At 66.5% G+C, this 23,698-nt stretch carries 17 protein-coding genes and 1 pseudogene; 6 read left to right on the forward strand and 12 right to left on the reverse strand.

What is annotated here, in order from left to right:
- Positions 1-149: 149 nt before the first annotated feature.
- Together JOE66_RS05975 and JOE66_RS05980 are read right to left on the reverse strand one after the other, a co-directional pair.
- Positions 150-824: a hypothetical protein gene (locus tag JOE66_RS05975; RefSeq protein WP_205107644.1), complete on the reverse strand. Its 675-nt coding sequence runs from the start codon at positions 822-824 to the stop codon at positions 150-152.
- A 221-nt stretch (positions 825-1,045) separates the two neighbouring features.
- Complete coding sequence (locus tag JOE66_RS05980; RefSeq protein WP_205107646.1) at positions 1,046-2,602, reverse strand: glycosyltransferase 87 family protein; 1,557 nt, start codon at positions 2,600-2,602, stop codon at positions 1,046-1,048.
- 104 nt (positions 2,603-2,706) lie between these two features.
- Here JOE66_RS05980 and JOE66_RS05985 point away from each other — a divergent pair, with 104 nt between their 5' ends.
- Together JOE66_RS05985 and JOE66_RS05990 are read left to right on the forward strand one after the other, a co-directional pair.
- Positions 2,707-4,077 (forward strand): molybdopterin-dependent oxidoreductase, encoded by a 1,371-nt coding sequence (locus JOE66_RS05985; protein WP_239518241.1) that lies wholly within the window; start codon positions 2,707-2,709, stop codon positions 4,075-4,077.
- 47 nt (positions 4,078-4,124) lie between these two features.
- Positions 4,125-4,706, forward strand: a complete 582-nt coding sequence (locus tag JOE66_RS05990; protein ID WP_205107650.1) for a hypothetical protein — start codon at positions 4,125-4,127, stop codon at positions 4,704-4,706.
- On the opposite strand, the gene JOE66_RS17460 is transcribed toward JOE66_RS05990, so the two are convergent.
- From JOE66_RS17460 to JOE66_RS06030, 9 genes and pseudogenes are all read right to left on the reverse strand, one after another.
- Positions 4,703-5,995 carry an LCP family protein gene (locus JOE66_RS17460; RefSeq protein ID WP_205107652.1) on the reverse strand — a complete coding sequence of 431 codons (1,293 nt, stop codon included), beginning with the start codon at positions 5,993-5,995 and terminating at the stop codon, positions 4,703-4,705. The genes JOE66_RS05990 and JOE66_RS17460 overlap by 4 nt on opposite strands.
- A gap of 202 nt (positions 5,996-6,197) precedes the next feature.
- A complete protein-coding gene (locus tag JOE66_RS06000; protein WP_307827074.1) occupies positions 6,198-6,953 on the reverse strand; it encodes a class I SAM-dependent methyltransferase in 756 nt (251 codons plus the stop codon).
- A gap of 2 nt (positions 6,954-6,955) precedes the next feature.
- Positions 6,956-7,615 carry a TIGR04282 family arsenosugar biosynthesis glycosyltransferase gene (locus JOE66_RS06005; RefSeq protein ID WP_205107654.1) on the reverse strand — a complete coding sequence of 220 codons (660 nt, stop codon included), beginning with the start codon at positions 7,613-7,615 and terminating at the stop codon, positions 6,956-6,958.
- A gap of 187 nt (positions 7,616-7,802) precedes the next feature.
- Positions 7,803-8,540 (reverse strand): glycosyltransferase family 2 protein, encoded by a 738-nt coding sequence (locus tag JOE66_RS17790; protein ID WP_372435507.1) that lies wholly within the window; start codon positions 8,538-8,540, stop codon positions 7,803-7,805.
- Positions 8,541-9,689, reverse strand: a pseudogene (locus JOE66_RS17795) (NAD-dependent epimerase/dehydratase family protein); the annotation flags it as partial.
- A gap of 161 nt (positions 9,690-9,850) precedes the next feature.
- Positions 9,851-11,629, reverse strand: a complete 1,779-nt coding sequence (locus tag JOE66_RS17605) for an ABC transporter permease (RefSeq protein ID WP_205107656.1) — start codon at positions 11,627-11,629, stop codon at positions 9,851-9,853.
- Positions 11,626-12,675 carry an ABC transporter ATP-binding protein gene (locus JOE66_RS06020; RefSeq protein ID WP_205107658.1) on the reverse strand — a complete coding sequence of 350 codons (1,050 nt, stop codon included), beginning with the start codon at positions 12,673-12,675 and terminating at the stop codon, positions 11,626-11,628. Before JOE66_RS06020 ends, JOE66_RS17605 begins: the two co-directional genes overlap by 4 nt.
- Before the next feature lie 108 nt (positions 12,676-12,783).
- The gene (locus tag JOE66_RS06025; RefSeq protein WP_205107660.1) at positions 12,784-13,140 is read right to left on the reverse strand and encodes a DUF7882 family protein; all 357 of its coding nucleotides are present in this window, start codon (positions 13,138-13,140) and stop codon (positions 12,784-12,786) included.
- A gap of 160 nt (positions 13,141-13,300) precedes the next feature.
- Positions 13,301-14,704, reverse strand: coding sequence for an L-serine ammonia-lyase (locus JOE66_RS06030; protein ID WP_205107662.1), 1,404 nt, complete (start codon positions 14,702-14,704; stop codon positions 13,301-13,303).
- 124 nt (positions 14,705-14,828) lie between these two features.
- On the opposite strand from JOE66_RS06030, the gene JOE66_RS06035 reads away from it, so the two are divergent.
- The 4 genes from JOE66_RS06035 (at position 14,829) to JOE66_RS06050 (ending at position 21,603) form a co-directional block, all read left to right on the forward strand.
- Positions 14,829-15,836, forward strand: a complete 1,008-nt coding sequence (locus tag JOE66_RS06035; RefSeq protein WP_205107664.1) for an AAA family ATPase — start codon at positions 14,829-14,831, stop codon at positions 15,834-15,836.
- Between the two features lie 10 nt (positions 15,837-15,846).
- Positions 15,847-17,247 (forward strand): DUF58 domain-containing protein, encoded by a 1,401-nt coding sequence (locus tag JOE66_RS06040; protein WP_205107666.1) that lies wholly within the window; start codon positions 15,847-15,849, stop codon positions 17,245-17,247.
- Positions 17,248-17,316: 69 nt separating this feature from the next.
- Positions 17,317-19,740 carry a transglutaminase TgpA family protein gene (locus JOE66_RS06045; protein WP_205107668.1) on the forward strand — a complete coding sequence of 808 codons (2,424 nt, stop codon included), beginning with the start codon at positions 17,317-17,319 and terminating at the stop codon, positions 19,738-19,740.
- 99 nt (positions 19,741-19,839) lie between these two features.
- On the forward strand, positions 19,840-21,603 hold the full coding sequence (locus tag JOE66_RS06050; protein ID WP_239518242.1) for an APC family permease: 1,764 nt from the start codon (positions 19,840-19,842) through the stop codon (positions 21,601-21,603).
- Positions 21,604-21,767: 164 nt separating this feature from the next.
- Here the strand turns inward: JOE66_RS06050 and JOE66_RS06055 are convergent, their stop codons facing one another.
- Positions 21,768-23,657: a glycoside hydrolase family 15 protein gene (locus tag JOE66_RS06055; protein WP_205107670.1), complete on the reverse strand. Its 1,890-nt coding sequence runs from the start codon at positions 23,655-23,657 to the stop codon at positions 21,768-21,770.
- Positions 23,658-23,698: the final 41 nt, after the last annotated feature.

Consider the following 23,698-nt stretch of genomic DNA (forward strand, 5'->3'; position numbering starts at 1 on the left):
GCCGTGAATTGCTTTCAGATGAAGCAAAAGTCCGGCTTGAATTCTTTCGGGCGGCGGAATCTGCAGATGTGGTGGCCTTAACGCACAGATGGCCCACCCGCGAGGCGGGGAGGCCATCTGTGAATGCTGCGAATGAAGCGAGAAGCGAACTACTTGGTGTTGACCGTGATCTTGGCGACTCCGACGAGGAGGCCTTCCTTGACGGCGGTGGTGTTGTAGGTCTTGTTCAGCAGGGCAGCAGCATCAGCGGAGATGTGAACCGTGGTGCCCTCGAGGATGGCCGTGTTGTTCGGGCCGGTCTGCAGGGGCTTCAGCGTCGAACCGTCGAGGTCGAAGAGGAAGGCCTGCTTGACGACGGAAGCGCCGTTGGCTGACACATCACCGTAGAGCTTCGAGGTGCCCGGGTCGATGGTGAAGTTGGTCAGGTCGACCTCGGTGCCGCCGGCGGAGAGGCTGAGGCCCGAACCCTCGTGCTTGATGCTGCCCTGGACGTACGGGCGGTAGGACTGCGACGGGTCGTAGTACTTCACGTTGCCACCGGTGATCGGGAAGGCGAGCACGCCGGCGCTGGAGAGCGTTGCGGTTCCCACCACGCCCGGCGTGAGGCCGAGTGTCTTGAGGGCTGCGAGGAAGCCTGCGTCAACGGTGACCTCGGTGTCGACACCGCTGAGGGCGGGAATCGAGGCGACCGGGGTGGGCGTCGACGACGTCGATGCGGCCGGCGAGGAGCTGGTCGTGCTCGAGGTTGACGAGCAGGCGGCGAGCGAGAAGGCGAGTGCGCCGGTTGCGGCGACGGCCAGAACAGCGGTGGTGAGCTTGCGCATGAGAGATTCCGTTTCTGTAGGTGTTCCGCGCACGCCGAATACCGCTGTGAGCCGTGCGAACAAGTCGCCCTCTCACAGGAGATCCGGTGCCGTGAGGAACCTGGTTTGTCGGTGTGATTGCCTGACGCTATGAGTTCGGTTCCCTCCCCGAATCGGGTTGGTATCGGTTTTTCTACTCAGCTGGCTCTCAGGTTCGCCGGGGTTTCGATGTGCCCTGCGGGCTACTCAACCGGCGCGGACGCGGGCGCGCGGCCATACACTCGCTGACGGTAGGTGCGGTGGGCGAGACCGGCCAGCACGACGACGATCGCCAGGGAGAACGACACGCGAGCGACGAGGAGCGTGGGCACCAGCAGCCCGGCCGTGAGCGCAGCAGGAACGGCCAGCCATTCCCAGCGACCGCTGAGTGCGATGAACGGCACGAGCAATAGGGCATACCAGGAGTAGTGCGGCGTCACCACCAGGAGCGTGGTGCCGATCATGACAACCTGCCCCAGCCACGGGTTTGCGGGGTCCGTTCGGCGCCAGACCAACACAGCCGTGACCAGCAGTACCGCTGCAGCGACAACCAGGGCGGCAGAGCCGGGCAGGATGATCGACAGCAGTGCGAAGCGGCTGCCGTCGTCATAGCCCTCCTCGGAGAGGTAGCCCGGCAGAAACCCGATCACCGCGATTCCCGTTGCCAGAACGTAGGGGACGTACACCGCAACGAACGCGAAAGCGGCAGGGATGGCCACTCTGAAGGGGTGTCGGCCGAGAAGAGCGGGTGCGCCGATGACCGGCACCAGCTTGACAGCGACGGCGAGACCGAACAGCACTCCGCCCGCGATCACCTGCACGCTGCGTACGACGTTCTGCCGTCTGTGCACCCCTGGCCACGATGGAGAACCACTCCCGCCCCGGGCATCCACGTCGCTTGTGTGTCGCGCCTGCTCAGCCAGGGCAGACCGGGCAACCAGGAGCGTTGCTGCCAGGAGCAGGACAGCGGCCAGTGCATCGACGTGCGAATTCGTGACGGCTTCGGCTGCGACGAACGGACTCCACGCCCAGATCGCCGCCCAGCGGGGATTCATCCTCCGACGGAGAAGCGTCAGCACCAGGAGGCCCGAGATGGCAACCGAGATGAGGGCGCCGGTGACCTGGAACGGCCAGTATTCGACAGACGGGTCGACGACGAACCGGACTCCGGCGAAGTACAGCTCGGCTACCGGGGGGTAGATGGTGTGAACCTGGGGGCGATTGATGGCCGTGCAGAGAACGGTGAAGGAGGGAACGCTGATCGTGCGCTCGATTCGGGGCCCTTCGCATTGGGGGTGGCTGTCGTTGTCTGGCACCGCGTCGGGAAAGAGCCACGATGTGCGGAAGGGAGCGAGCGCATCATCGGCGGGCGTGTGGGCGTACGGCGAGATGCCCTGATTCTGGACGATGCCGTCCCACGCATAGCGCGCCGAGTCCGTGCTGGTGTTGGGTGGCCCCGCGAGCGCCGCGCCACTCAGCAGGGCGGAGCCCGCGAGCACGAGAACGATTGCGGCGCGTGCCGGCACCTTTCGAACTATCCAGAGCGCTGCCGCGAAGAGCAGCCAGAGCGCGGCCGTCACCCAGACCACACCCTGCCCGCTCACAGTCGATGCTGCAGGACTGGCAGGGTCGAAGTACCCGAACGTGCCGACCATCAGAGCCGTAGCGCCAGCCATCAGTGCGAGAAGGAGTGCCAGTATGCCTGTTCGAATGATCGCTCGCCGGTCGTTGACGACGACAGCTGCCGCAGGTGTGTGCACTCGGCAATCATCGCATCCGCGCTGAATCGCGACGTTTAGCACGCGCCACCCACCGATACGGAGCGCCGCTCCGAACACCGTGCATGAGATGGGTGCTGTTGAACATGCAACGTGCGGTCGCCGCACCCACCCGCAACCCCCGGTTGGCCGTCGTCATCGGTCGCCTGCTCGCCAGCGCCTTTCTGATCTGCTTCGCAACGGGCCTCTACAGCCACTTCCTGCAGGAGCCGCTGCCGTGGATGCACTTCGCCACCAGTCCTGCCCAGCTCTACCAGTTCAGCCAGGGGCTGCACATCACCGCGGGCATCGCCTGCTTCCCGTTGATTCTGGCCAAGCTCTACACCGTCTTTCCGAAACTCTTCGAGACCCCCGCGATCACCGGCCTCGGGTCGGTGCTGGAACGGGCATCCATCGCCCTCTTCGTCGGGGCGTCGCTGGTGGAGATCACGATCGGCCTGCTCAACACGTACCAGTTCTACCCGTGGCCGTTCGGTTTTCGCGAGGTGCACTTCGCTCTCTCGTTCGTGATCATCGGTTCGCTGGCCATTCACATCGGCGTCAAGCTGCCGATCATCGCGCAGTACTGGCGAAAGCGTGACGGCTACGCGCCAGAGCTCGCGTTCACCGAAGACGAGCGAGACACGATGGATGCTCCGCTCATCGACGCGCTGCCCTCCCGTCTGGCTGCGGTGCCCGGCGCCCGTGCCGTGTCGGGGGTCACCGGGCGGATCTTCGCGTGGATCGACGGGCCGGCCCCAGAGCCCGCCCTGCCCGCGGACCAGACTCGGCCAGCACCCGAGCACGGCGGGTCGGGCGAGGATCCGGACCTGGCGTTTTCCTCGGATGCGCCTCCTTCGCACCAACCGCACCCCGTCGGACGCCGCGCCTTTCTTGCGACGATCGGTACCGGGGTCGCCGCCGTGGTGGTACTGACGGCGGGGCAGTCGTTCGCGTGGCTGAGCCCGCTGAATGCCTTCGCCCCCCGGGTCAAGGGCATCGGTCCGCAGGCGGTGCCCGTCAACCGCACCGCCGCCGCCGCCCAGGTCACCAGCACCGCGATGAATCAGGATTGGGCGCTCACCATCTCGAACGCCAGCCAGTCGCTGAGATTCACCCGGGCGGAACTGCTCGCCCTGCCGCAGACCACCGTCGACCTCCCCATCTCGTGTGTGGAGGGCTGGAGCCAGATGGCCACCTGGCGCGGCGTGCGTCTCAGTGAGCTGGTCGCGAAGGTGGTCGGCAACGACGCCGCGGCCGGCAGCCAGGCACTCAGGATCACGAGCCTCGAGAAGGAAGGCGGGTACCGCGTGACCCAGATGGGATCGGAGTACGTGGGTGACCCGTCCACCCTTGTTGCTCTCGAATTGAACGGCGAGACCCTCGACATCGACCACGGGTTCCCGGCGCGGATGATCGCTCCGGGTCGGCCCGGCGTGCTGCAGACCAAGTGGCTGAGCACACTGGAGGTGCTGTGATGAGTGCGGACTCGCGCGCTGTGAACAGCGATTCCGTGGGACGTTCGATGGCCACACGGTCTTCGAAAGCGATGACCGTCGCTCGCCCGATCCTGATCGGGGCCGGAGTTCTCGGCCTCGTTCTCGGTGCCGTGGTGATGGTCTCGAAGCAGAGCCCGGTGCAGATCGTCGGCGTGGGCCTCTGGATGCTCGGGGCCATCATTCTGCACGACGCCGTTCTCTCACCCCTCGTGCTCGTGGCGAGCGTGCTGGTGCGACGAGCCAGCCGGAGACCAGCGTCTGCGTCTGTTTCTTCCTCTGCGCAATCGCACTCAGCCCAGTCGCGCCGCGTGTGGCGCGGGGTGCTGCTGATCGTCCAGGGTGCGGTCATCGTCGGCGCGATTCTCACGCTCGTCGTCGTGCCGGAGATCTATGCGAAGACTCTGGGCACCGCTAACCCCACGATCCTGCCGTCGGACTACGGCCTGAGGCTTGGGCTGATGTGGATCGTGATCGCAGCTGTGACAGCGATCACCAGTGTCGTCTACGCGCGGCGCTCGGCAAACAACCCGGCAGACGACCCGGCAGACGACTCGGCAAACAACCCGGCAGACAACACGGCGAAGAACTCACCGCGAGACACGCCCTAATTGTTGCCGACCGTACAGGTCTGCTCTGCTGCCGTCTGGCCGCTGACCGACGTCGGCAGGGAGACGACGGTGGAGCTCGGGGTCGGGGTGGGCGTGTCCGTCGGCGCGGCAGTGCCAGTGGTTGAGTCGGTGGGGGTGCCGGTGGCATCGGCCGTGGAGGTGGGAGTCGGCGTGCTCGTGCTGGACGGGTCGGCTTCTGCAGCGACACCGGTGCCGCCGGTCAGGCTGATCGGCTGGTTGTTCTGCAGCGCCGTATTCAGCAGCAGCGCGGCCGATTTGTTCGGGATGACGCGGTTCACGTCATCCGGATCTGTCACCGAGGGGTACTGGACGAAGACCATGCTGCTGAGACTGATGTTCTTGAGCGCGAGGGCGATGGCGACCATCGCCGTCGGGTCGGTGAGCGTCGTGGAGAGCTGCATGTTCGTGACGGCCGCGTTGGCGAGGGAGTAGAGCGTGAGGGGGTTGGTGAGCACGCCGGCGCTGGTGATCTTGCGCATGAGGGACGAGAGGAACACCTGCTGGTTGCTGATGCGCCCGAGGTCGCTGCCGTCGCCGACACCGTGGCGGCTGCGCACAAAGGCGAGGGCCTGGTCGCCGACGAGAGTCTGGTTTCCGGCCTTCAGATCGAGGCCGGTGAAGGAGTCGGTGACGTCGGTGGCGAGACAGACGGTGACTCCGCCGACGGCGTTCGACATGGCGATGACGCCGTCGAAGCTGATCTCTGCGGCGTAGGGAATCGTGAGCCCCGTCATCTTCTCGACGGTCAGCACAGTGCACGAGAGGCCGCCGCGCGAAAGTGTGGTGTTGAACATGGCGAGATCGGTCGCATCCACAGTCGAACCGTCACCGCTCGGGTCGGGGCACTCGGGCACCGGCACCATCAGGTCGCGCGGAAAACTCACGACCGTGGCGTTGGTGTGGTCGGCCGAGACATGAAGCAGCATGGTGACGTCGTTGTTGCCGAGACCCGAGCTCGCATCCTGGTTGGCGGAGTCGGAGAACGCCCCGCCCTGGTTCGTTCGGGTGTCTGTGCCCACGAGAAGAAGGTTGACTTCGCCCTCGATGGCCCCGACGCTCGGCACGGCCACGCCGGTGGAACCGGGGAGCTGGGCCAGCTGGATGCCCGGCTTGATTCGGCCCACGGTCTGCCAGACGGCAATCGCTGCGACGGAGGTCGAACTCACCGCCAGAACGACGATGATGGCCAGGGCGATTCTGCCGACAGTGGCGAACGGATTCTGCGGGGCTCGCCGGCTGTGCTTCAGCGGTTGGTCGTGGTGGGTCATGGGGGCCGGCCGAGAAACCTTTCGCTGCAGTCAGGTGAGACGGTGGAATCGACCTGTCGGTGAATGGCAGATCGATTCTTTCGTGACACTATCGTTGCTTGACAGAGTCGTTAGTTCACCATGGTGCCGTACGAGCGTGTCAATTGACTGCAATTGATCGGTTGTCTCGGGGGATTCTACGAAGATCCTCAGTTTGCAGGTATCAGTGCGCGGGTATCAGACGGCAGAAGCTCCGGCCGTCTCTGCTCCACGATTCGACCAGGCGCAGGCCCACCTGCGCCGAGCGGGAGGCGAGCGCGTGGCTGCCGATTTCGGCCCAGGGGAACGTGTCGCTGGCGTGCCCGTCGTCGCTGATGACCGTGCAGTCGAAATTCCTGTCGGCTGCAGGGTCGTTCTCCACCTCGACGAGCACGCATCCCGCAGGAGCGAGCAACTGGGCGCAACGGGCAAGCAGGCGCGAGGGGTCGCCGCCGATGCCGATGTTGCCGTCGACGAGGAGGGCGGTCATCCATCGGCCTTCGAGCGGAAGCTCATCGAAGACACTGGCCCTCAGAACGGAAGCCCCTGAACTCGAGGCCAGGTCGATTGCGGCCTGCGAGACGTCGATGCCGAGGGCTCGATAGCCGACGCCCGACGCGGCACGCACCATTCGGCCTGGGCCACAGCCGATGTCAAGGAGCGGCCCTGTGCCCTCTTCGATGAGACTCATGTCGGTGGCGTCGGCGTTGGCCAGCCAGCGAGCGATGTCGAGGGTGGTTGTGGTTGTGGTTGTTGTGGTGTCGGTGGAGGAGGAGGTGGAGGCGGTGTCTGCATCGCCTGATGCGGCTCCCTGACGTACGAGGCGAAGACGGCCCTCGCTTCGAAGCGCTCTCGCATACGGATCGCCGCCACCGGAGCCGAAGGTGGCAACCGGTGCAACCGGTGCCGGCGTGCGTGCGACCAGTGCTGTGATGCTCACGATCAGGCCGCGGCGGCGCTACGAGCACCGACCAGGTTGTCTGCGAACGCTCGGGAGACAGCCTCAGCGAACCGCCCGTCTGGCGCGATTTCGGCCACTTCTGCAGCGTCGTCGACGGTGTCGACGTCAGTCAGCACGGGCAGGAGTTTCACGCGGAGCCCGGCGTCGAGCAGTCGCTCGAGCTGCAGGCGCCCGGTGTCGGGCCGAGACATCGGTACGCCTCGGATGAGTGATCCGTCGGGGTCGGCCAGGGCGAGGGCCCAGAATCCTCCGTCGCTCGCAAAGCCGAACCAGGCGTCGAGTTCGCCGCTCCAGTCGCCGAGGGCCGGCTCCAGTACCTGGCGATTGACCTGGGGCGTGTCCATCCCGACCAGCAGGGTGGGCCCGCTGCACTGGTCGAAGATGGCGGCGAGGCGATCCGACAGGTCGCCGTCTGCCTGGGGAATGATCTCGAAGCCGTGCGCTTCGGCGGGAGCATACGAGGGCCGGCCGTCGAAGGCCAGGATTCTCCGGGTCGCGGGCACTGCTCGAATCGCGTCGAGGGTGTCGGCAAGGCTGGCGGATGCCACGGCGGCGGCCTGCTCGAACGAGAGTTCGGGCGTGAGCCGGGTCTTGACCCTGCCGGGCAGGCACTCCTTGGCGATGACGATGATCGTGAGCATCTGCGACTCCATTCTCGGAAACGTCCTCTCGCATCGGGAACGCGCGGGAAGAGTTCAGTGTGGTGTCAGGAGTTGCTCGGTCAGCACCCCTGCACGCTTTGTTCGGAGCCGCGTGGGGGTTGGATGGGTTGGGGTGGATGCTGCGTTCAGCGAACGCACAGTCTTGTCGAGGACACGCAGTGGCTCCTCAACGCGGCTTCTTCACCTGGGCGAGCAGCGCCGACATGTCGGAGATCGCGCTGATGGTTCCGCGAACGGTACCAGTGACCTTGGAGATGCCCACGCGAGGCGAGTAGGAGGTGTCGAGCTCGAGGATGGTGTGACCGGAGGCATTCGAGCGGAGGACCATTTCGAGAGGGTAGCCGCTTCGTCGGTCTTCCAGCGCGAGGGCGAGTAACTGCTCGCGGCGCGCCACGCGCATTGGGCCCAGATCGTGAAGGTGGATGCCGGCACGCACCCGGATGAGGGTGCTGAGTGCACGGTTCGCGACCCGGGCGTGAACCGGCCAGCTGCCGCGCGCCGTCGGCCTGCGACGTCCGAGAACAAGGTCGGCCCTGCCTTCGATAATTGGGGCGACCAGTCGGGGGAGCTCTGCCGGATCCATCGACGCATCAGCGTCGCAGAAGGCGACGAGCTCGGCGGTGGCGGCAAGCAGGCCCGCGTGGGCGGCCGACCCGAACCCACGACGGGGCTCGGTGATGACGAGGGCACCGAGGGCGCGTGCGACGTCTGCGGAGCCATCGGTCGATCCGTTGTCGACCACGATCGCGCGATAGCCCTCGGGGAGCCGGCCCAGGACCCAGGGGAGGGCTGCGGCTTCATTCAGGCACGGGAAGATGACGTCGACACTGGTCGAGTGCGCGGCAGACGTTGCCTGCGCAGGGGTCCTGGGTGCGAGAGAATCAGGCGCGGTGGGAGGCTGCACGGCCGCACGGAGGGGAGCCGTCGCGAACTCCCGCATGCCCGCCTCGAACTCCACCGACGGTGTCCAGCCCAGCTCGACCCGAAGCCGATCCGACGATGCGGTGATGTGCCGAACGTCGCCCAGCCGAAACTGCCCGGTGATGACAGGGGGGAGCCCCCTGGAGTTGCGGCTGAGGGCTGCTGCGAGGTCGCCGATGGTGTGAACGGTTCCACTGCCGACGTTGTAGGCGCGGAATCCGGGAGAGTCGGCAGAGGCCGTGCGAGCGAGCGCCGCGAGGTTGGCGCGCGCGACATCGACGACGTGCACGAAGTCCCGTCGCTGGCCTCCGTCTTCGAAGACCTGTGGGGCCTCACCACGCTCGATCGCCGACCGGAACAGCGACGCGACTCCGGCATAGGGAGTGTTCTGGGGCATACCGGGGCCATAGACGTTGTGGTAGCGGAGCGCGATCGCGTGGCCACCCGTGGTGCGCGCCCACGAGGCCGCGAGGTACTCCTGAGAGAGCTTGCTCGACGCGTAGACGTTGCGGGGGTCGAGCGGGTCGTCTTCGAAGATCAGCGCGGGGAGCAGCGGTTGACCGGTCTCCGGGTCGATGGGGTCGAAGCGCCCGGCCTCGAGGTCGGCGACGAGCCGGGCCGGTGGGCGGATCGTGACGCTGCTTGCCTGAGTGCTGGCTGCTGCAGTGCTGGCTGCTGCAGTGCTTGTTGCTGCGATACCAGTCAGGTCACTCCGCGTGTAGCTTCCCTCGCCGTATACGACCATCGACGAAGCCAGAACGAGGCGATGGATGCCCAGCCGGGCCATTGCGGCGAGCAACACCGCAGTGCCGAGCTCGTTGGTGGCCACATAGTCCGGCGCATCGGCGAAGTCGACCCCGAGACCCACCTTCGCTGCCTGGTGGCAGACGGCCGTGACGCCCTGCAGGGCATCCGCCACCGCCTGGGGGTCGGTGATGTCGGCGTGAACGAACTCGACAGTAGGATCGAACTGCTCGCTGGAGCCGCTGGTGGGCGGGTGCACGTCGGAGCGCAGGGAGTCCAGCATCCGCACGCGCCAGCCGTCAGCTTGCGCCTGCGTCACGATCTGCGAGCCGATGAACCCGGCGCCGCCGGTGACGAGAAGGAGGCCGGGCTGGCGGGTGTCGGGCATGGCTCCACGGTAACAGGGCAGTGCCGGCAGGAGGGCACAGTGGTCTCGGGACGCACCGCAGCATACGAGACCACGGCGGCCTGTGACAGCACGGCGGCCTGCTAGACCACGGGTGTCTGCGAGACCACGGCGGGCCCGGGAGACTGTTGCAGCCCGCGAGACTACTGCAGCTCGCGGCGGCGCATCAACGCCAGTGCGGCCAGGGCTGCGAGGAGGGAGAGCACGAGCATCCAGATACCGCCTGTCCAGTCGGTGTTGGAGCCCGTGGTCACAGGGGTGTGCGTGAAGGGCGAGGTGTTGCGCAACCACTCGGGGAGCCCGAGTGCCGCGCCATACAGTCCGAAAACGATTCCTGCCGTCAGAGTGCCCCAGCCGATCGCTGCTGTCGCGCGGGGCAGCAGCGTGAAGACCAGGGCGAGACCGCAGAGATACACGAGAGCGACCGGTAGCTGGGCCACAGTGCTCAGGAGGATGCTCTGCCACGCGTCGGGGTACCCGGAACCGTTGAGCAGCAGGGCGGCCGGAATCGCCGCGGCCAGCAGCACGATGACGACGGCGGCAAGACCCACGCTGAGGTAGCCCAGGAGATAACGCACACGCGAGACAGCTGACGCAAGCACGAGTTCGGCGGTACCCCTGGCCTCCTCCTGGCGTAACCGGATGATCGACTGGATGGCGCTCCCCGCCGCGAGGATGCCGGCGAAGCCGAAGATTGCGGAGATGAACATCTTCATGACGTCGTTCGTGTCACCGGGCGCTATGAGCTTCAGCGCGGCGGTGATCGACGAGTCGGTCGACACGGCGGAGAGCATGGCCGGGCCCAGCGTGCCGACGATTGCCCCGAGTACGGCGGAGCCCAGTGCCCAGCCGGTGATCGTCGGCCAGTGCAGGCGCCAGGCCAGGGCTGTCGGGCCGGAGAGCCAGCTGTGGGCCGTGGTGCGACCCGTTCGGGCCGCGAAGAGGCTGGCCCCGACGTCACGCGAGGACTGCACGACGAGCGCCAGAGCGACTAGGCCCGCAACCACGACGACATCGAGCAGCAGCGGCAGGGCCGTGGGCTGGGTGAACGGATGGGTCTGCTGGCCCCAGCCGATCGGCGAGAGCCAGACGGGCCAGGCCGCGGCGACCGCGGTGCCGTCGGGTGAGACAGCACCGGTTGCGTTGCCGATCCCGGCTGCGAGGTAGGCGAAGCCGACGAAAGCTGCCGAGATGCCGTTGGCGCCCCTCGATGTGCTGACGAGCTGGGAAACGATGAGCGCCACAGCCATCGAGGTGAGCCCCACCCCGGCCACGCTGGCCCCGGCCAGGACTGAGCCCCACACCGCTGACGACGGCGTGGGTGACGTCGAGGTGAGGGAGTCGGCCAGAGCCTGGAGCGCGGTCGCATTCTCCGCCCCCGCCGCAGACGGGTCACTCGAGTTCACGACGTTCTCCGGGTTGCCGCCGGCCGCCAGATAGCCCACGGCCACGGCGATGCCGAGGACGAGGTTCGCGCCCGTCGCGAGGACCAGGGTTGCGAGGGTGGGAACGCGGCGCGACGCAGGAGTCGCGCCGATGAGTTCGGCGCGACCGGATTCCTCCTCTGCCCGCGTATGGCGGGTGACCAGGAACGTGCTCATGAAGCCGGCCAGAAGGCCCAGGAAGGAGAAGAGTTCGAAGACCCCGAATCCGCCGTTCGAGATGCCGTCAGGAAGCCCGCGCAGCATGAGGAGAACAGGATTTGCGGTGGCAACCTGCAGAATGCTGACGCGGCTCACCGCTGAGGGGAAAGTGGTGTTGACGGAGGCGAGCGAGGCATAGGCGAGCAGGCTGATTCCCGCGATCCAGATGATGAGCTGCACGCGGTCGCGCCTGGCCCTCTGGGCGAAGAGGATGCCGACCGACTCTCGTTCGAGCTGTCGTTCGACGTGTCTTTTGAGCTGTTGTTCGACGCTGTTCACGGCTGGGCCAGTGCGGGCGGTGCGGCCGGGGCGTCGCCGTAGTGATGCAGGAAGAGCTCCTCGAGCGACGGCGGTGCGATCGTCAGTCCGGTGACCTCGAGATCGGCCAGCTGGGGGAGAGCCGCGACGAGCTGCGTCGAGTCGACGGTGAGGAACACGCGGCCGTCGGCGGTTCGCAGATCGTGGACGTTCGTCAGGGTGGCGAGCCGGGCATCCGTCATGCCTGCCGAGGAGAACGAGACCTCGGTGCGCGTCAGATGACGGAGGTCAGCGAGCGTTCCGGTCTCGACGGTCGCACCTGCCCGGATGATGGTGACCCTGTCGCAGAGCTCTTCGACCTCGGAGAGGATGTGGCTGGACAGCAACACGGCGGCGCCGTCGTTCGTGACCCGGGTGACTTCGCGGGCGAACACCGACTCCATCACCGGGTCGAGCCCCGACGTCGGTTCGTCGAGAATGTAGAGCTCGGCTGGGGTGGCGAAGGCGGCGATGAGGGCGACCTTCTGCCTGTTGCCCTTCGAGTAGGCGCGGCCCTTCTTGCCCGGGTCGAAATCGAACGCGTCGATGAGGGCATCCCGTCGGCGCACGGCGTCACGCTCGTCGGAGGTTCTTCGTGCGGCCGAATCGTGCACGTGCCCGTGCCTATGCGCATGCCCGTGCCCATGCCCGGGACCGCGAACGGCGCGGAGGCGGGTGAGCAGGTCGATCGCCTCGCCGCCGGTGAGGTTCGGCCAGAGGGTGACGTCACCCGGAACGTAGGCGATGCGGCGATGCAGCGAGACGGCCGCCGCCCACGGGTCCTCGCCGAAGACCTCGACGCTGCCACCGTCGGCGCGGGCGAGGCCGAGCAGGATGCGGATGGTCGTGGACTTGCCAGACCCGTTCGGTCCGAGGAATCCGTGCACTTCGCCGGGGGCGACACTCAGGTCGAGGCCGTCGAGTGCGGTCACCCGGCCGAATCGTTTGACGAGCCCGCGGGCATGGATGACCGGCAGAGGTGACTCCCCTCCGTGGGCGTTGTCGGCCCTTGCCGTCTCTGGGTTCATGTGTGTTCTCCAGCCCTCGTGCGGCCAGACTACTCTCGGGGCGGCTATGCAATTCGGGCCTTTGGGCCCACCCGAGCCTCAGCTAGGGCGAAGCAGTTCGTCCCGGCCTCAGTTCAGGTGGTGATCGCGCACCTCAGTCTCAGACAGCACGTGGCCCATGTGGTGCGCAGGGGGTTCCGGCAGGAAGTTCAGGCCGCTGCCACTGTTCGCCGACTCCATCAATGCGTCGACCCACTCCCTGTTGATCGAGGGGATCCGCGACCCGAAATAGCGGTAGCACAGGGTGCTGCTGGGGTCGAGCCAGATGGAACTGCGACCACTTCCTGTTTCGGGGGCATCGTTCCAGGAGAAGACGAAGCTCTCGTGCCTGCGAAGCTTCGCGGTGATGACGATCTGGAGGTGCTGCAGTGCCCGGTCATCGAACTTGATCTCGATGCCGGGGCTTCCGTAAAGCAGAAGACCCATCAGTCAACGCCCCCTCTTACCCACGCCCGCTCTGACCCACGCCCGCTCTCACCCCTGCGTGGTGGATGTGGCGGCCAGCGCGTCGGTGCGCTGTTCGTGTGGCATCACTCTATTGCGTGGCGGGCCAGAATGATCGACGGATTTGAGCGCTCCACCACGTTCAGCACTCCACCACGTTCAGCGCTAGTCCGCCCCGCGCGGTCTCCTTGTACATGTCCTTCATGTCGGCGCCGGTCTGTCGCATGGTGAGAATGGCCTGGTCGAGCGAGACGTGGTGGGCACCATCGCTACGGATGGCCATCCTCGCGGCCGTGATCGCTTTGATCGCACCGACGGCGTTCCGTTCGATGCAGGGAATCTGCACCAGGCCGCCCACCGGGTCGCAGGTGAGACCCAGGTTGTGCTCGATGCCGATCTCCGCTGCCATCTCGACCTGCCGGGGTGTGCCGCCGAGCACCTCGGTGAGGCCGGCGGCTGCCATCGAACAGGCCGAGCCCACTTCGCCCTGGCAGCCGACCTCGGCGCCGGAGATCGACGCGTTCTCCTTGAACAGGATTCCGACCGCGGTTGCCGTGAGCAGAAAACGTACGACGCCGTCTTCGGTAGCGCCGGGTACGAAGTCCGTGTAGTACTTCAGCACTGCAGGGATGATGCCGGCAGCACCATTCGTGGGTGCCGTGACCACGCGTCCACCCGCAGCATTCTCCTCGTTCACAGCGAGGGCGAAGAGAGTGACCCACTCCATGGCCCTGAGGGGGTCGTCAGGATTCGGGTTCTGCTCGAGCTGGCTGCGCTGCACAGCTGCGCGTCGACGCACCTTGAGGCCGCCCGGAAGGATGCCCGTCGAGGTGCTGCCGCGTTCGATGGTCTGCTGCATCACGTCCCAGATGTGCAGGAGCCCGGAGCGGATCTCGACCTCGCTCCGCCAGCTGCGCTCGTTGGCGAGGATCACGTCGCTCACCCGTAGGCCGGTCTCCTCGCAGAGGGCGAGAAGTTCGTTGCCGCTGCCGAATCGATGTGCGACGGGTGTCGGGTCAGGGATGAGCCTGCGGTTTCCTGTCTCGTCCTGGTCGAGCACAAAGCCTCCACCGATCGAGAAGTACTCGCGCACCTCGACAGGTGTGCCAGCAGAATCGAACGCACTGAACCTCATTCCGTTGGTGTGGAAGTCGAGCCGTTCACGGCGGTGCATGACGATGTCATCCCTCCAGGAGAAGGCGATCGCCCGCGTGCCGCCGAGCTCCAGGATGCCCTCGGTCGTGGAGCGTTCTGCCTTGGCATCGGCGGTGGTGGGGTCGACGAGCTGGGGTTCCTCACCCTGCAGGCCGAGAATGACGGCCTTGATCGTGCCGTGCCCATGGCCGGTGGCCCCGAGCGACCCGAAGAGATCGACTCGCACCCGTGCCGTGCGATCAAGGGCCGTGCGCTCGAGGGCCGTGCGCGCAAGAAGGGAATCGTCGCGGAGCCGGGCGACGAAACTGGAGGCGGCGCGCATCGGCCCCACGGTGTGGGAACTCGACGGCCCGATACCGATGGTGAAGAGGTCGAATGCGCTCAGGCTCATGGGAGGGAGTGTACGCGCAAGCCCTCACAGAGACAGATCCCGCCGTCAGAATTGCAGGCTACAATCGTGCGCACGCGGCGGTGTGGAGAAGCAAGAGCACGCGCAGCCAGACGAGGGAGTTTCGATGAGCGAACCACGAGCTGATGACACGCCGGATTCGACGCTCGCCGAGTTCGACAGGCTGGCTTCGGCGATTCTGGAGAACCTGCAGAAGGTCATCAACGGCAAGACCGAAGTGGCCACCCTGTCGCTCGTGGTGCTCCTCGCAGAAGGTCATCTGCTCGTCGAAGACGTTCCTGGTGTGGGCAAGACCACTCTGGCCAAAGCGCTCGCCCGCTCTGTCGGCTGCACCGTCAGTCGCATCCAGTTCACGCCCGACCTCCTGCCGAGCGACGTGACGGGTGTCTCGATCTACAACCAGCATGAGCGGGAGTTCGAATTCAAACCGGGGGCGGTGTTCGCGAACATCGTGATCGCCGATGAGATCAACCGGGCGTCTCCGAAGACCCAGTCCGCCCTCCTCGAATGCATGGAGGAGCGGCAGGTCTCCATCGACGGCCAGACCTACTTTCTCGAGGCACCCTTCAGCGTGGTGGCGACGCAGAACCCGATCGAGATGGAGGGCACCTATGCCCTGCCAGAAGCGCAGCGTGACCGGTTCATGGTGCGGGTGTCGATGGGGTACCCCGATGCCAGGGCCGAACTCGCCATGCTGCACAATCGTGAACTGGTGAGCCCACTCGAACAGATCGAGGCAGTGGTGACCCGCACAGAACTCCAGTCGATGATCGAGACCGCGCGAAGCGTCTTCGTGTCGCCGGCCGTCGAGCAGTATGCCGTGAACATCGCCCAGGCAACCCGTCGGGACTCCGAGATCCGTCTTGGCGTCAGCCCGAGGGCGACACTGCACCTGGTGCGTGCAGCCAAGGTGACGGCCGCTCTGGATGGCCGCGACTATGTTCTGCCCGATGACATCGATGCGCTCGTGGTGCCGGTTCTGGCTCATCGCGTGCTTCTGACCCGTCGCTCGCTCGCCGACAATCGCGGGGGCAGCGCCCGGGCGGTCGACGATGTGCTGCGAAGAATCGTCTCCAGCACCCCGGTTCCCCTCGTGGCCACCAGGATGGCGTAGGCGAGTTGCCATGTCGAAGCTCCCGCGCCTGACCCTCCGTGGCTGGGGTTTCGTGAGCGTCGCCGTCGTGTTCTTCGTGGTGATGCAGGTTCTGCAGCACCGGGAATTCAGTTTCGTCGCGTTGTTTCTGCTTGCCCTTCCACTCATCGGCCTCGCCAGTGTCTCGCTGTACCGCCTGCCTCTGACTGTGGAGCGTCGGTTCCAGCCGGAACTCGCTCCAGCAGGATCACTCGTCACGGTGCGGTTGACGCTCCGGAACGAAGGGGTGCGTGCGGCGCCGGAGGCCAGCTGGTCGGATTCGGCCGAGGCGCCACTGGCACCCAGTGAGCCTGCCGAGCTGCCACTTCTTCGCGGATTCCGCTCCAGCCGATCCGACGCCCCCACTGCCCACGCCCTGAGCTACGAACGGAATGCCACGCATCGGGGTCACCATGCGATCGGGCCACTGGTACTGCTGCTCGTGGATCCCTTCGGCATGGCCTACCGCCGGGCATCCGTTGGCGCCACCGATGTGCTCACCGTGACGCCGTCTATCGTTCCGCTGCCGAGAGGAGCATTGCGGTTGGCGGCTGGCTCCGGCGCCGCCCAGCAGTCCCGACAACTCGGCAGCGGGGGAGAACACGACGTCATCTCGCGCAAGTACCAGACCGGCGACTCGATGCGCAGGGTGAACTGGTCTGCCACGGCGCGGTTCGGTGAACTCATGGTTCGACAGGATGACCAGCAGAACGACCAGCATGCCGTCGTCATTCTCGATTCGTCGCGGCAGAGTTATCGCTCTGTCTCTGAACAGCGCTCTGTCTCTGGCCGCTCTGGGCGTGAACACCAGGGAGGCGGCTCCTGGTCGCCGGAGTTCGAATGGGCAGTCTCGATGGCCGCGTCGATCGGGGTGCATCTGCTCGAAGAAGGATTCCACGTGCGCGTGGTGGACAGCGCTCACCCTGAGGGTCGGCAATTCGAACCGGATTCGGCCGGTACGTTCGCCGATCTCCCCGGCGAACACGCTCTTCTGCTTCACTCCGCACAGGCCGACCTCGTCGACGCCGTCGATGTCGACTTCCGTCATGCGGTGACTCGCGACGACTCCGTTGCCGGCGACGCTCCGCCGCTCTTTGCTGTGGTGGGCCGGCTCGGGGCAACCTCGACCCAGACCCTGGCGGTGGCCGCTCGGCTGGCGTCGAGTGCTGTAGCGGTCATCGTCGTGCCGGGCGAGCATGTGGGGCCTGGTGGGCGCGCAGAGCCCGGCAAGCGAGAAGCATCTGGCGGGCGAGAAGCGCGCCGGGATCCCGACTGGGCCGTGGCGCTTCGCGATGTGCTCGAAGACTCCGGGTGGGTCGCCCAGATCGTCTCGAGTGACGACGCACCGTCATCGGTGTGGGGGACCAGCAGTGGCGAGCGGCTGACACTGTGACAGGCAAGATTGTGTTGGGCAAGACTGTGACGGGCAAGACTGTGACGGCAATACAGTGACGGCAATACAGTGACGACCCTGGCACCGGCGCCCGGCCCGTCAACGCCCGGCCCGCGCCTGCCTCAGTCCTCCGATCATCGCGCGCACGGGCATCCGCACCCCCCGCAGGGCTCGCACGGCACTCGGCACGACACGGAGCGCTCGCCCATTCGCGGCCGCGGGCGTCTCGCGTCGAGAGCCAGTCTGGGTGTGCTCAGTCTCGTGTTGTTCGTGCTGATCATTCTTCCGGTCGGCGGATTGTCTGCACTCCTCGCTGGCGACAACTGGTGGTGGAGCACGGTCGTGTTCGTGGCCCTGGTCCTCGGTTCTGCGGCACTGGTGCGGCTGCTCCCGCTGCCGGCTTTCCTCTCCTCCCTTGCCGCCTCCATCGCAGCCCTGCTGGCCTGGATGATCGGAATCACCGTGGTGTTCGCACCCGGTACCGCCTGGGCGGGTTTCGTTCCGACCATCGAAACGGCCCGTGCCCTGCGATCCGGCCTCACCGCAGCCGGGGAGTCGATCGCGGTCCAAAGCATTCCCGCTGATCCCGTGCAGCCGATCGTTCTGCTGCTGGCCGTTTCCGTAGGCCTGCTGGCGCTGTTGGCCGATGCCCTGGTCTTCGCCCTCCGGATGCCCGCCCTGGCCGGTTTCGTGAGCATGGCCGTCTTCGCAGTGCCCTATGCCGTGCACCAACAGGATCTCGACGTGTGGCTCTTCGTTTCCACCTCCGCGGTCTATCTTGCGCTGTTGTGGGCGTGGGGGAGACTGGTGCACCGACCGCGCGGAAGACGAGGCCACACCGGCCTCCGGGCGTTGGCGTCAGGAGCGCTTGCGATGACGATCGCTGTGGCTCTGCCCGCATTCACCCCTGGGCTGACCCCTGAGTCGTTCCAGGCACCGACCCGGGGCCAACTGGCGTCGGTCTATTCCAGCGGAGTCGATCCGAGCATCCAGTTGAGCCAGGATCTGCGCCGCTCGAATCCGCTCCTCGCGCTGACGTACACCACGACGTCCGCAGACGGCCTCTACCTGCAGCTGGTGACCCTGAGCTCCCTGATCGACGGGCCGTGGGAGCCGGAGACCGCAGGCACAGCGCACCCGCTCGAAGCCGGGTACCAGGCACCGACGGGTCTCGCACCCGATGTCGCGACCAGTGCCGTCACCACCACGGTCTCGGTCAGCGGACTACGGAGTGACTGGGTGCCGGTTCCCTACCCGGCAACCGGCATCACCGGGCTGACCGGCGATTGGATCCTGACGCCCGGCAGCCTCACCCTGACCGGTCAGGGGGCGGGTTCCCTCGGTCAGAACTACACGGTGTCAAGCCTCGAGGTGACGCCCACCGCAGCCCAGCTTGCGGCGGCGACAGGCCCGCTGCCGGGTGCAATCGCCGGTTTCACTGCCCTTCCCCGCGACATCGCTCCCGTCATCGGCAACACCGCGCGGCTCGTGACGGCGTCGGCAGCGACCCCGTACGACAAGGCAGTGTCGCTGCAGCGGTACTTCACCTCCGGCGCGTTCCAGTACTCGGTGACCGCACCGGTCGAAGGTCACTACGACGGAGGAAACTTCGCCGCGGTGGCGACTTTTCTCTCGGCGAAGAGCGGCTACTGCATCCATTTCGCGTCGGCCATGGCGGTGATGGCGCGCACCCTCGGAATCCCGTCACGCATCGCCATCGGCTACCACCCCGGCCAGGCGAGTGAGCACAACGCCGACGGCACGTCGACCTTCCAGGTCTTCAGCGACCAGTTGCACGCCTGGCCGGAACTGTGGTTCGAGGGCATCGGGTGGTTGGCCTTCGAACCGACGCCCGGGCTCGGGATCGTGCCGCCCGACTATTCGTTGCCCAGCTACGCGATCACCGGGGCCGGTTCGCCCGCCCGTGACAGCGCTGGCAGTGCCCTGACTCCGACGACGCCGAAGCCCGTCGCGGAGAAGGACACGGCCTCGAACCCGGTGATCGAGGCCCAGGCCCAGGCGCAATCGCAGGGGCGCGCGTGGCTGATCGCCCTGGCCGTGACGCTCGTCGTTGCACTTGCTGCCCTTGCTCCTGCGACCGTGCGGAGACTGAGGCGCCGCCGGCGGCTGTCAGCGATGATGCGAGCCCCGAACCCGGCGTCGCTGGGCTGGAGCGAGGTGTGCGACACGGCGAGTGACTACCGTATGGAGGTGTCGCACTCCGAGACGGCACGTGCCTTCGCGAATCGCCTGGCGGCGGTCTACCGCATGCCCCACGAGCCAGTTGCCGCCTTACTGACGGCCGTTGAGCGCGAACAGTTCGCCCGTCAGGGTGCTGGCGAGACCGGCGCAGACGAGCGAGCGGAGCTGGTCGAGGCCGTGCGGGCGATCATCCGGGCCATCAGTGCTCAGGCGAGTACAGCGGATGATCGGCGAGCCGTGTTCCTGCCTCTGTCGCTGTTGGCGGGTTTACCACTACTCTCGGGGGAATAACTGAGCCGTTAAGCAGCTGGCATTGAAGAATCGGGCCCTGGCACAAACAGGATCCGGATGCAGCAGTGGCAGGGCGCGACTCCTCACGAGAACGGCGGAATGACAATGACTGCGGTTTCAGCACAGGGTGGTTCGGGGGCGGGCTCAGGGGGAAATCCAGGGGGAGGCCCGGGTACCGGCGCCGGAGCCGGTGAGAAGGGCCTGAAGACAGGTTCACTCGGGCTGGTCTCGAGCATCGTCGTCGGCATGGCGTCGACGGCCCCGGCGTACAGCCTCGCGGCCAGCCTCGGGTTCATCATCGCCAGCGGCGGGGCGCTCCTCGCGGGAGTGAAGGCCCCGGCCATCGTTCTGCTGGCGTTCGTGCCGATGTACCTGATTGCCGTCTCATACCAGGAACTCAACAAGGCGGAACCCGACTGCGGCACGACCTTCACCTGGGCCGCACGGGCCTTCGGCCCGAAGACCGGCTGGCTCGGCGGCTGGGGCATCATCGCTGCCGACGTGATCGTGATGGCGAACCTCGCCCAGATCGCGGGGTCGTACTCGTTCACGTTCCTCGGTGACCTCGGGCTCACCGGAGTTGCCGACCTGTCCAACGACGTCTTCTGGTCGACGGTGGTCGGTGTCGCGTGGATCGCCATCATGACCTACATCTGTTACCGCGGCATCGAGGTCTCCGCCCGGTTGCAGTACTTCCTGCTCGGCTTCGAGGTGATCATCCTGGTCGTCTTCGCCGTTGTCGCACTCGTTCGGGTCTACTCCGGTAACGCGGAGTCGTACTCCCTGGTTCCGCAGCTCGACTGGTTCCTGCCGACGGGGCTCGACTTCGGGACCGTGATCGCGCCGGCGATGCTCGTGGCGATCTTCATCTACTGGGGCTGGGACACGGCGGTCGCCTGCAACGAGGAGAGCGATGACCCGGGCAAGACGCCGGGCCGCGCGGCCGTCATCTCGACCCTGCTGCTGCTCGCGACCTACGCCATCGTCTCGACCGCATCGGTCGCTTTCGCGGGCGTCGGCACCGATGGCGTGGGCCTCGGCAACCCTGACAATGCCAGCGACGTCTTCAGCGCGATCGGCGCCCAGCTCTTCGGCGACAGCGTGCTCGGCCACATCATGATGCTGCTGCTGGCGGCCTCGATCCTGACCTCGGCCGCCGCGTCGACGCAGACCACGATTCTGCCGACGGCCCGCACCGCTCTCTCGATGGCCGCCTACAAGGCCATCCCGCAGAAGTTCGCGCGCATCCATCCGAAGTTCCTCACCCCGACCTGGGCGACGGTCGCCATGGGAATCATCTCGGTCGTCTTCTACTTGATCTTCACCTTCATCAGCCCCTCACTACTGTCGGCCCTGATCGGCTCGGTCGGCCTCATGATCGCGTTCTACTACGGGCTCACCGGTTTCGCCTGCGTCTGGTTCTACCGCAAGACGCTCACGACCTCGTTCCGCAACTTCATCATGCGTGGCGTGGTGCCGCTGCTCGGTGGGCTGATGCTCGCCGCCGTGTTCGTCTTCGGCCTGTACAACTATGCGCAGCCCGAGTGGCTCGCCGATGACAACGGCGACAACGTGACGATCTTCGGCATCGGTGCGGTGGCAGTTGTGGGAATCGGGGCCATGCTGATCGGCGTGGTCGTCATGATCGTCTGGTGGGCGCGTTCGCCCGACTTCTTCCGTGGCCTCACGCTCGAGAAGCGATCAGATGACCTCGTTCTCGCCACCACAGACGGTTTCGTCGCGAGGCTCGGCCTGCCAGACTCCGGCGATCGGCCGGTTGTGATCGCACCCGACCTGTTCAACCTGCCGCCGGGTGCCACGGCCGTCGACCCCGAGACGGGCGAGGAGTACAAGAAGCCCTGACGCTGCGCCGAGCCGATTCGTCTGTGGGCTACTCAACCGGCGTGGGTGTTGGTTGACGCGCCGCGCTTAGAGCGAGCGCCTGTTCAAGGCGCCCGCCGCGGGAGACGCGCCGCGCTTAGAGCGAGCGCCTGTTCAAGGCGCCCGCCGCGGGAGACGCGCCGCGCTTAGAGCGAGCGCCTGTTCAAGGCGCCCGCCGCGCTCGCCCAGGTGAGAGCGTCGGCGGCCCGCACGAGCGCGAGGTGCGAGAGTGCCTGGGGGGTGTTTCCGGCCTGCCGGTGGCCGGTGACGTCGTACTCCTCCGAGAGCAGGCCCACGTCGTTGCGCAGGGCGAGCAGTCGGTCCATGAGGGCCGTCGCGTCATCGACCCTGCCCGACCGGGCGTACTGCTCGACGAGCCAGAACGAGCACGCCAGAAATGGATGCTCGCCGGCAGGCAGCCCGTCGACACCGGTCTCTGTGCGGTACCGCATCAGGAGCCCGTCCCGCAGCAGCGTCTTCTCGATCACTGCCACTGTCGCCAACATGCGAGGGTCGTCGTAGGCGCAGTATTCGACCTGCGCGAGCTGCAGCAGCGAGGCGTCGACCTCAGTGCCTCCGAATACCTGCGTGTATGCGCCCGTTGCCGCGTCGACGCCCTTGCTCTCGATCTCGGATCGAACCTGCTCCCTCAGGCGGCGCCAGGTCTCGACAGGGCCACGCAACCCGAACTCCTCGACGCCTCGCACACCTCGGTCGAGCGCCGCCCAGATCATCACTCGGGAGTGGGTGAAGAACTGGTTGGCACCACGGATCTCCCAGATACCACTGTCTGCTCGATCGAGATTGGTTTCGACGAACCCGAGCAGTGCGCGTTGGAGCGCCCAGGCCTCGTTCGTCTCGCGAACGGTGTGTACGCGCGACTGGTGCAGGCCCACCATGACCTCGCCGATGACATCGGCCTGGTACTGGCTCACTGCCCCGTTTCCGACCCGAACGGGTGAGGCACCCTGGTAGCCGGGCAGGCTAGGAATGGTGTGTTCCGGCAGGTAACGCTCACCCTGCAGGCCGTACATGATCTGCACATCGGCGGGGTCCCCGGCGATCGCGCGCAACAGCCACTGCCGCCAGCCGCTCGCCTCCTCGATGAAGCCGTGGTCGAGAAGCACCATGAGAGTGAGGGAGGCGTCCCGCAACCAGACATAGCGGTAGTCCCAGTTGCGTTCGCCCCCGAAGGCCTCGGGAAGCGACGTCGTTGCTGCGGCAACGATTCCACCGGTGTCTTCGTGGGTGAGGGCCCGCAGGACCAGCAACGAGCGCACCACCGCTGAGGAGTAGGCCCCGTTGCTCGTGCTGTTCGTGCCCCAGTCCTCCCACCAGGCAGCCGTCTCAGCCAGCACCTTGTCGACATCGACGGGCTTCGGAATCGGCCGGTGTGAGGGGTACCAGGTCATGACCATGTCGACCGTTTCACCCTCCCGTACGGTGTAGTCCCGGCGGTGCGAGTGGCCCTTCGGGCTCAGTTCTGCTCCTCGAAACAGAAGGGCGTCCGGGCCGGCAACGGCCAGCAGCGAGCGTGTTGCGCGAGGGCCGGTGGTGGTGGAAGTGCTATCGGCGTCAGTGCTAGCAGCGTCAGTGCCGCGCGCGTCAGTACCCCGGCCCTCGGCACGAGGCTCCTCCACCTGGCGCACCCACGGTATCGCCGTGGCATACGCGAATCGGATGCGCAGGTCGACGGTCATCTCGACGCTGCCGGCAATGCCCTTCACGCGGCGCACAAGGTCGGCCCTCCGGTCGCCGTGGGGCATGAAGTCGGTGACCTCCACCACCCCGGTGGGGGTCGTCCAGATGGTGCTGAGAATGAAGGTGTTGCCGAGGTATTCACGCCGGGAGTGCGCCGACGGGTCGGTGGGGGCGATCATCCACCGCCCGTGGCTCTCGTCGCCCAGCAGGGCACCGAACGTGGAGGGGGAGTCGTAGCGGGGCAGGCACAGCCAGTCGATGCTGCCGTCTCGCCCGACGAGGGCTGCTGTGTGGCAGTCGCTGATGAGTGCATAGTCTTCGATCGGCAGTGACATGGTCCTATCTTCGCCGACGAACCCTCGTTCAGGGTGCCACC

This window comes from Subtercola frigoramans (genome assembly GCF_016907385.1).
GTDB classification, from domain to species: domain Bacteria; phylum Actinomycetota; class Actinomycetes; order Actinomycetales; family Microbacteriaceae; genus Subtercola; species Subtercola frigoramans.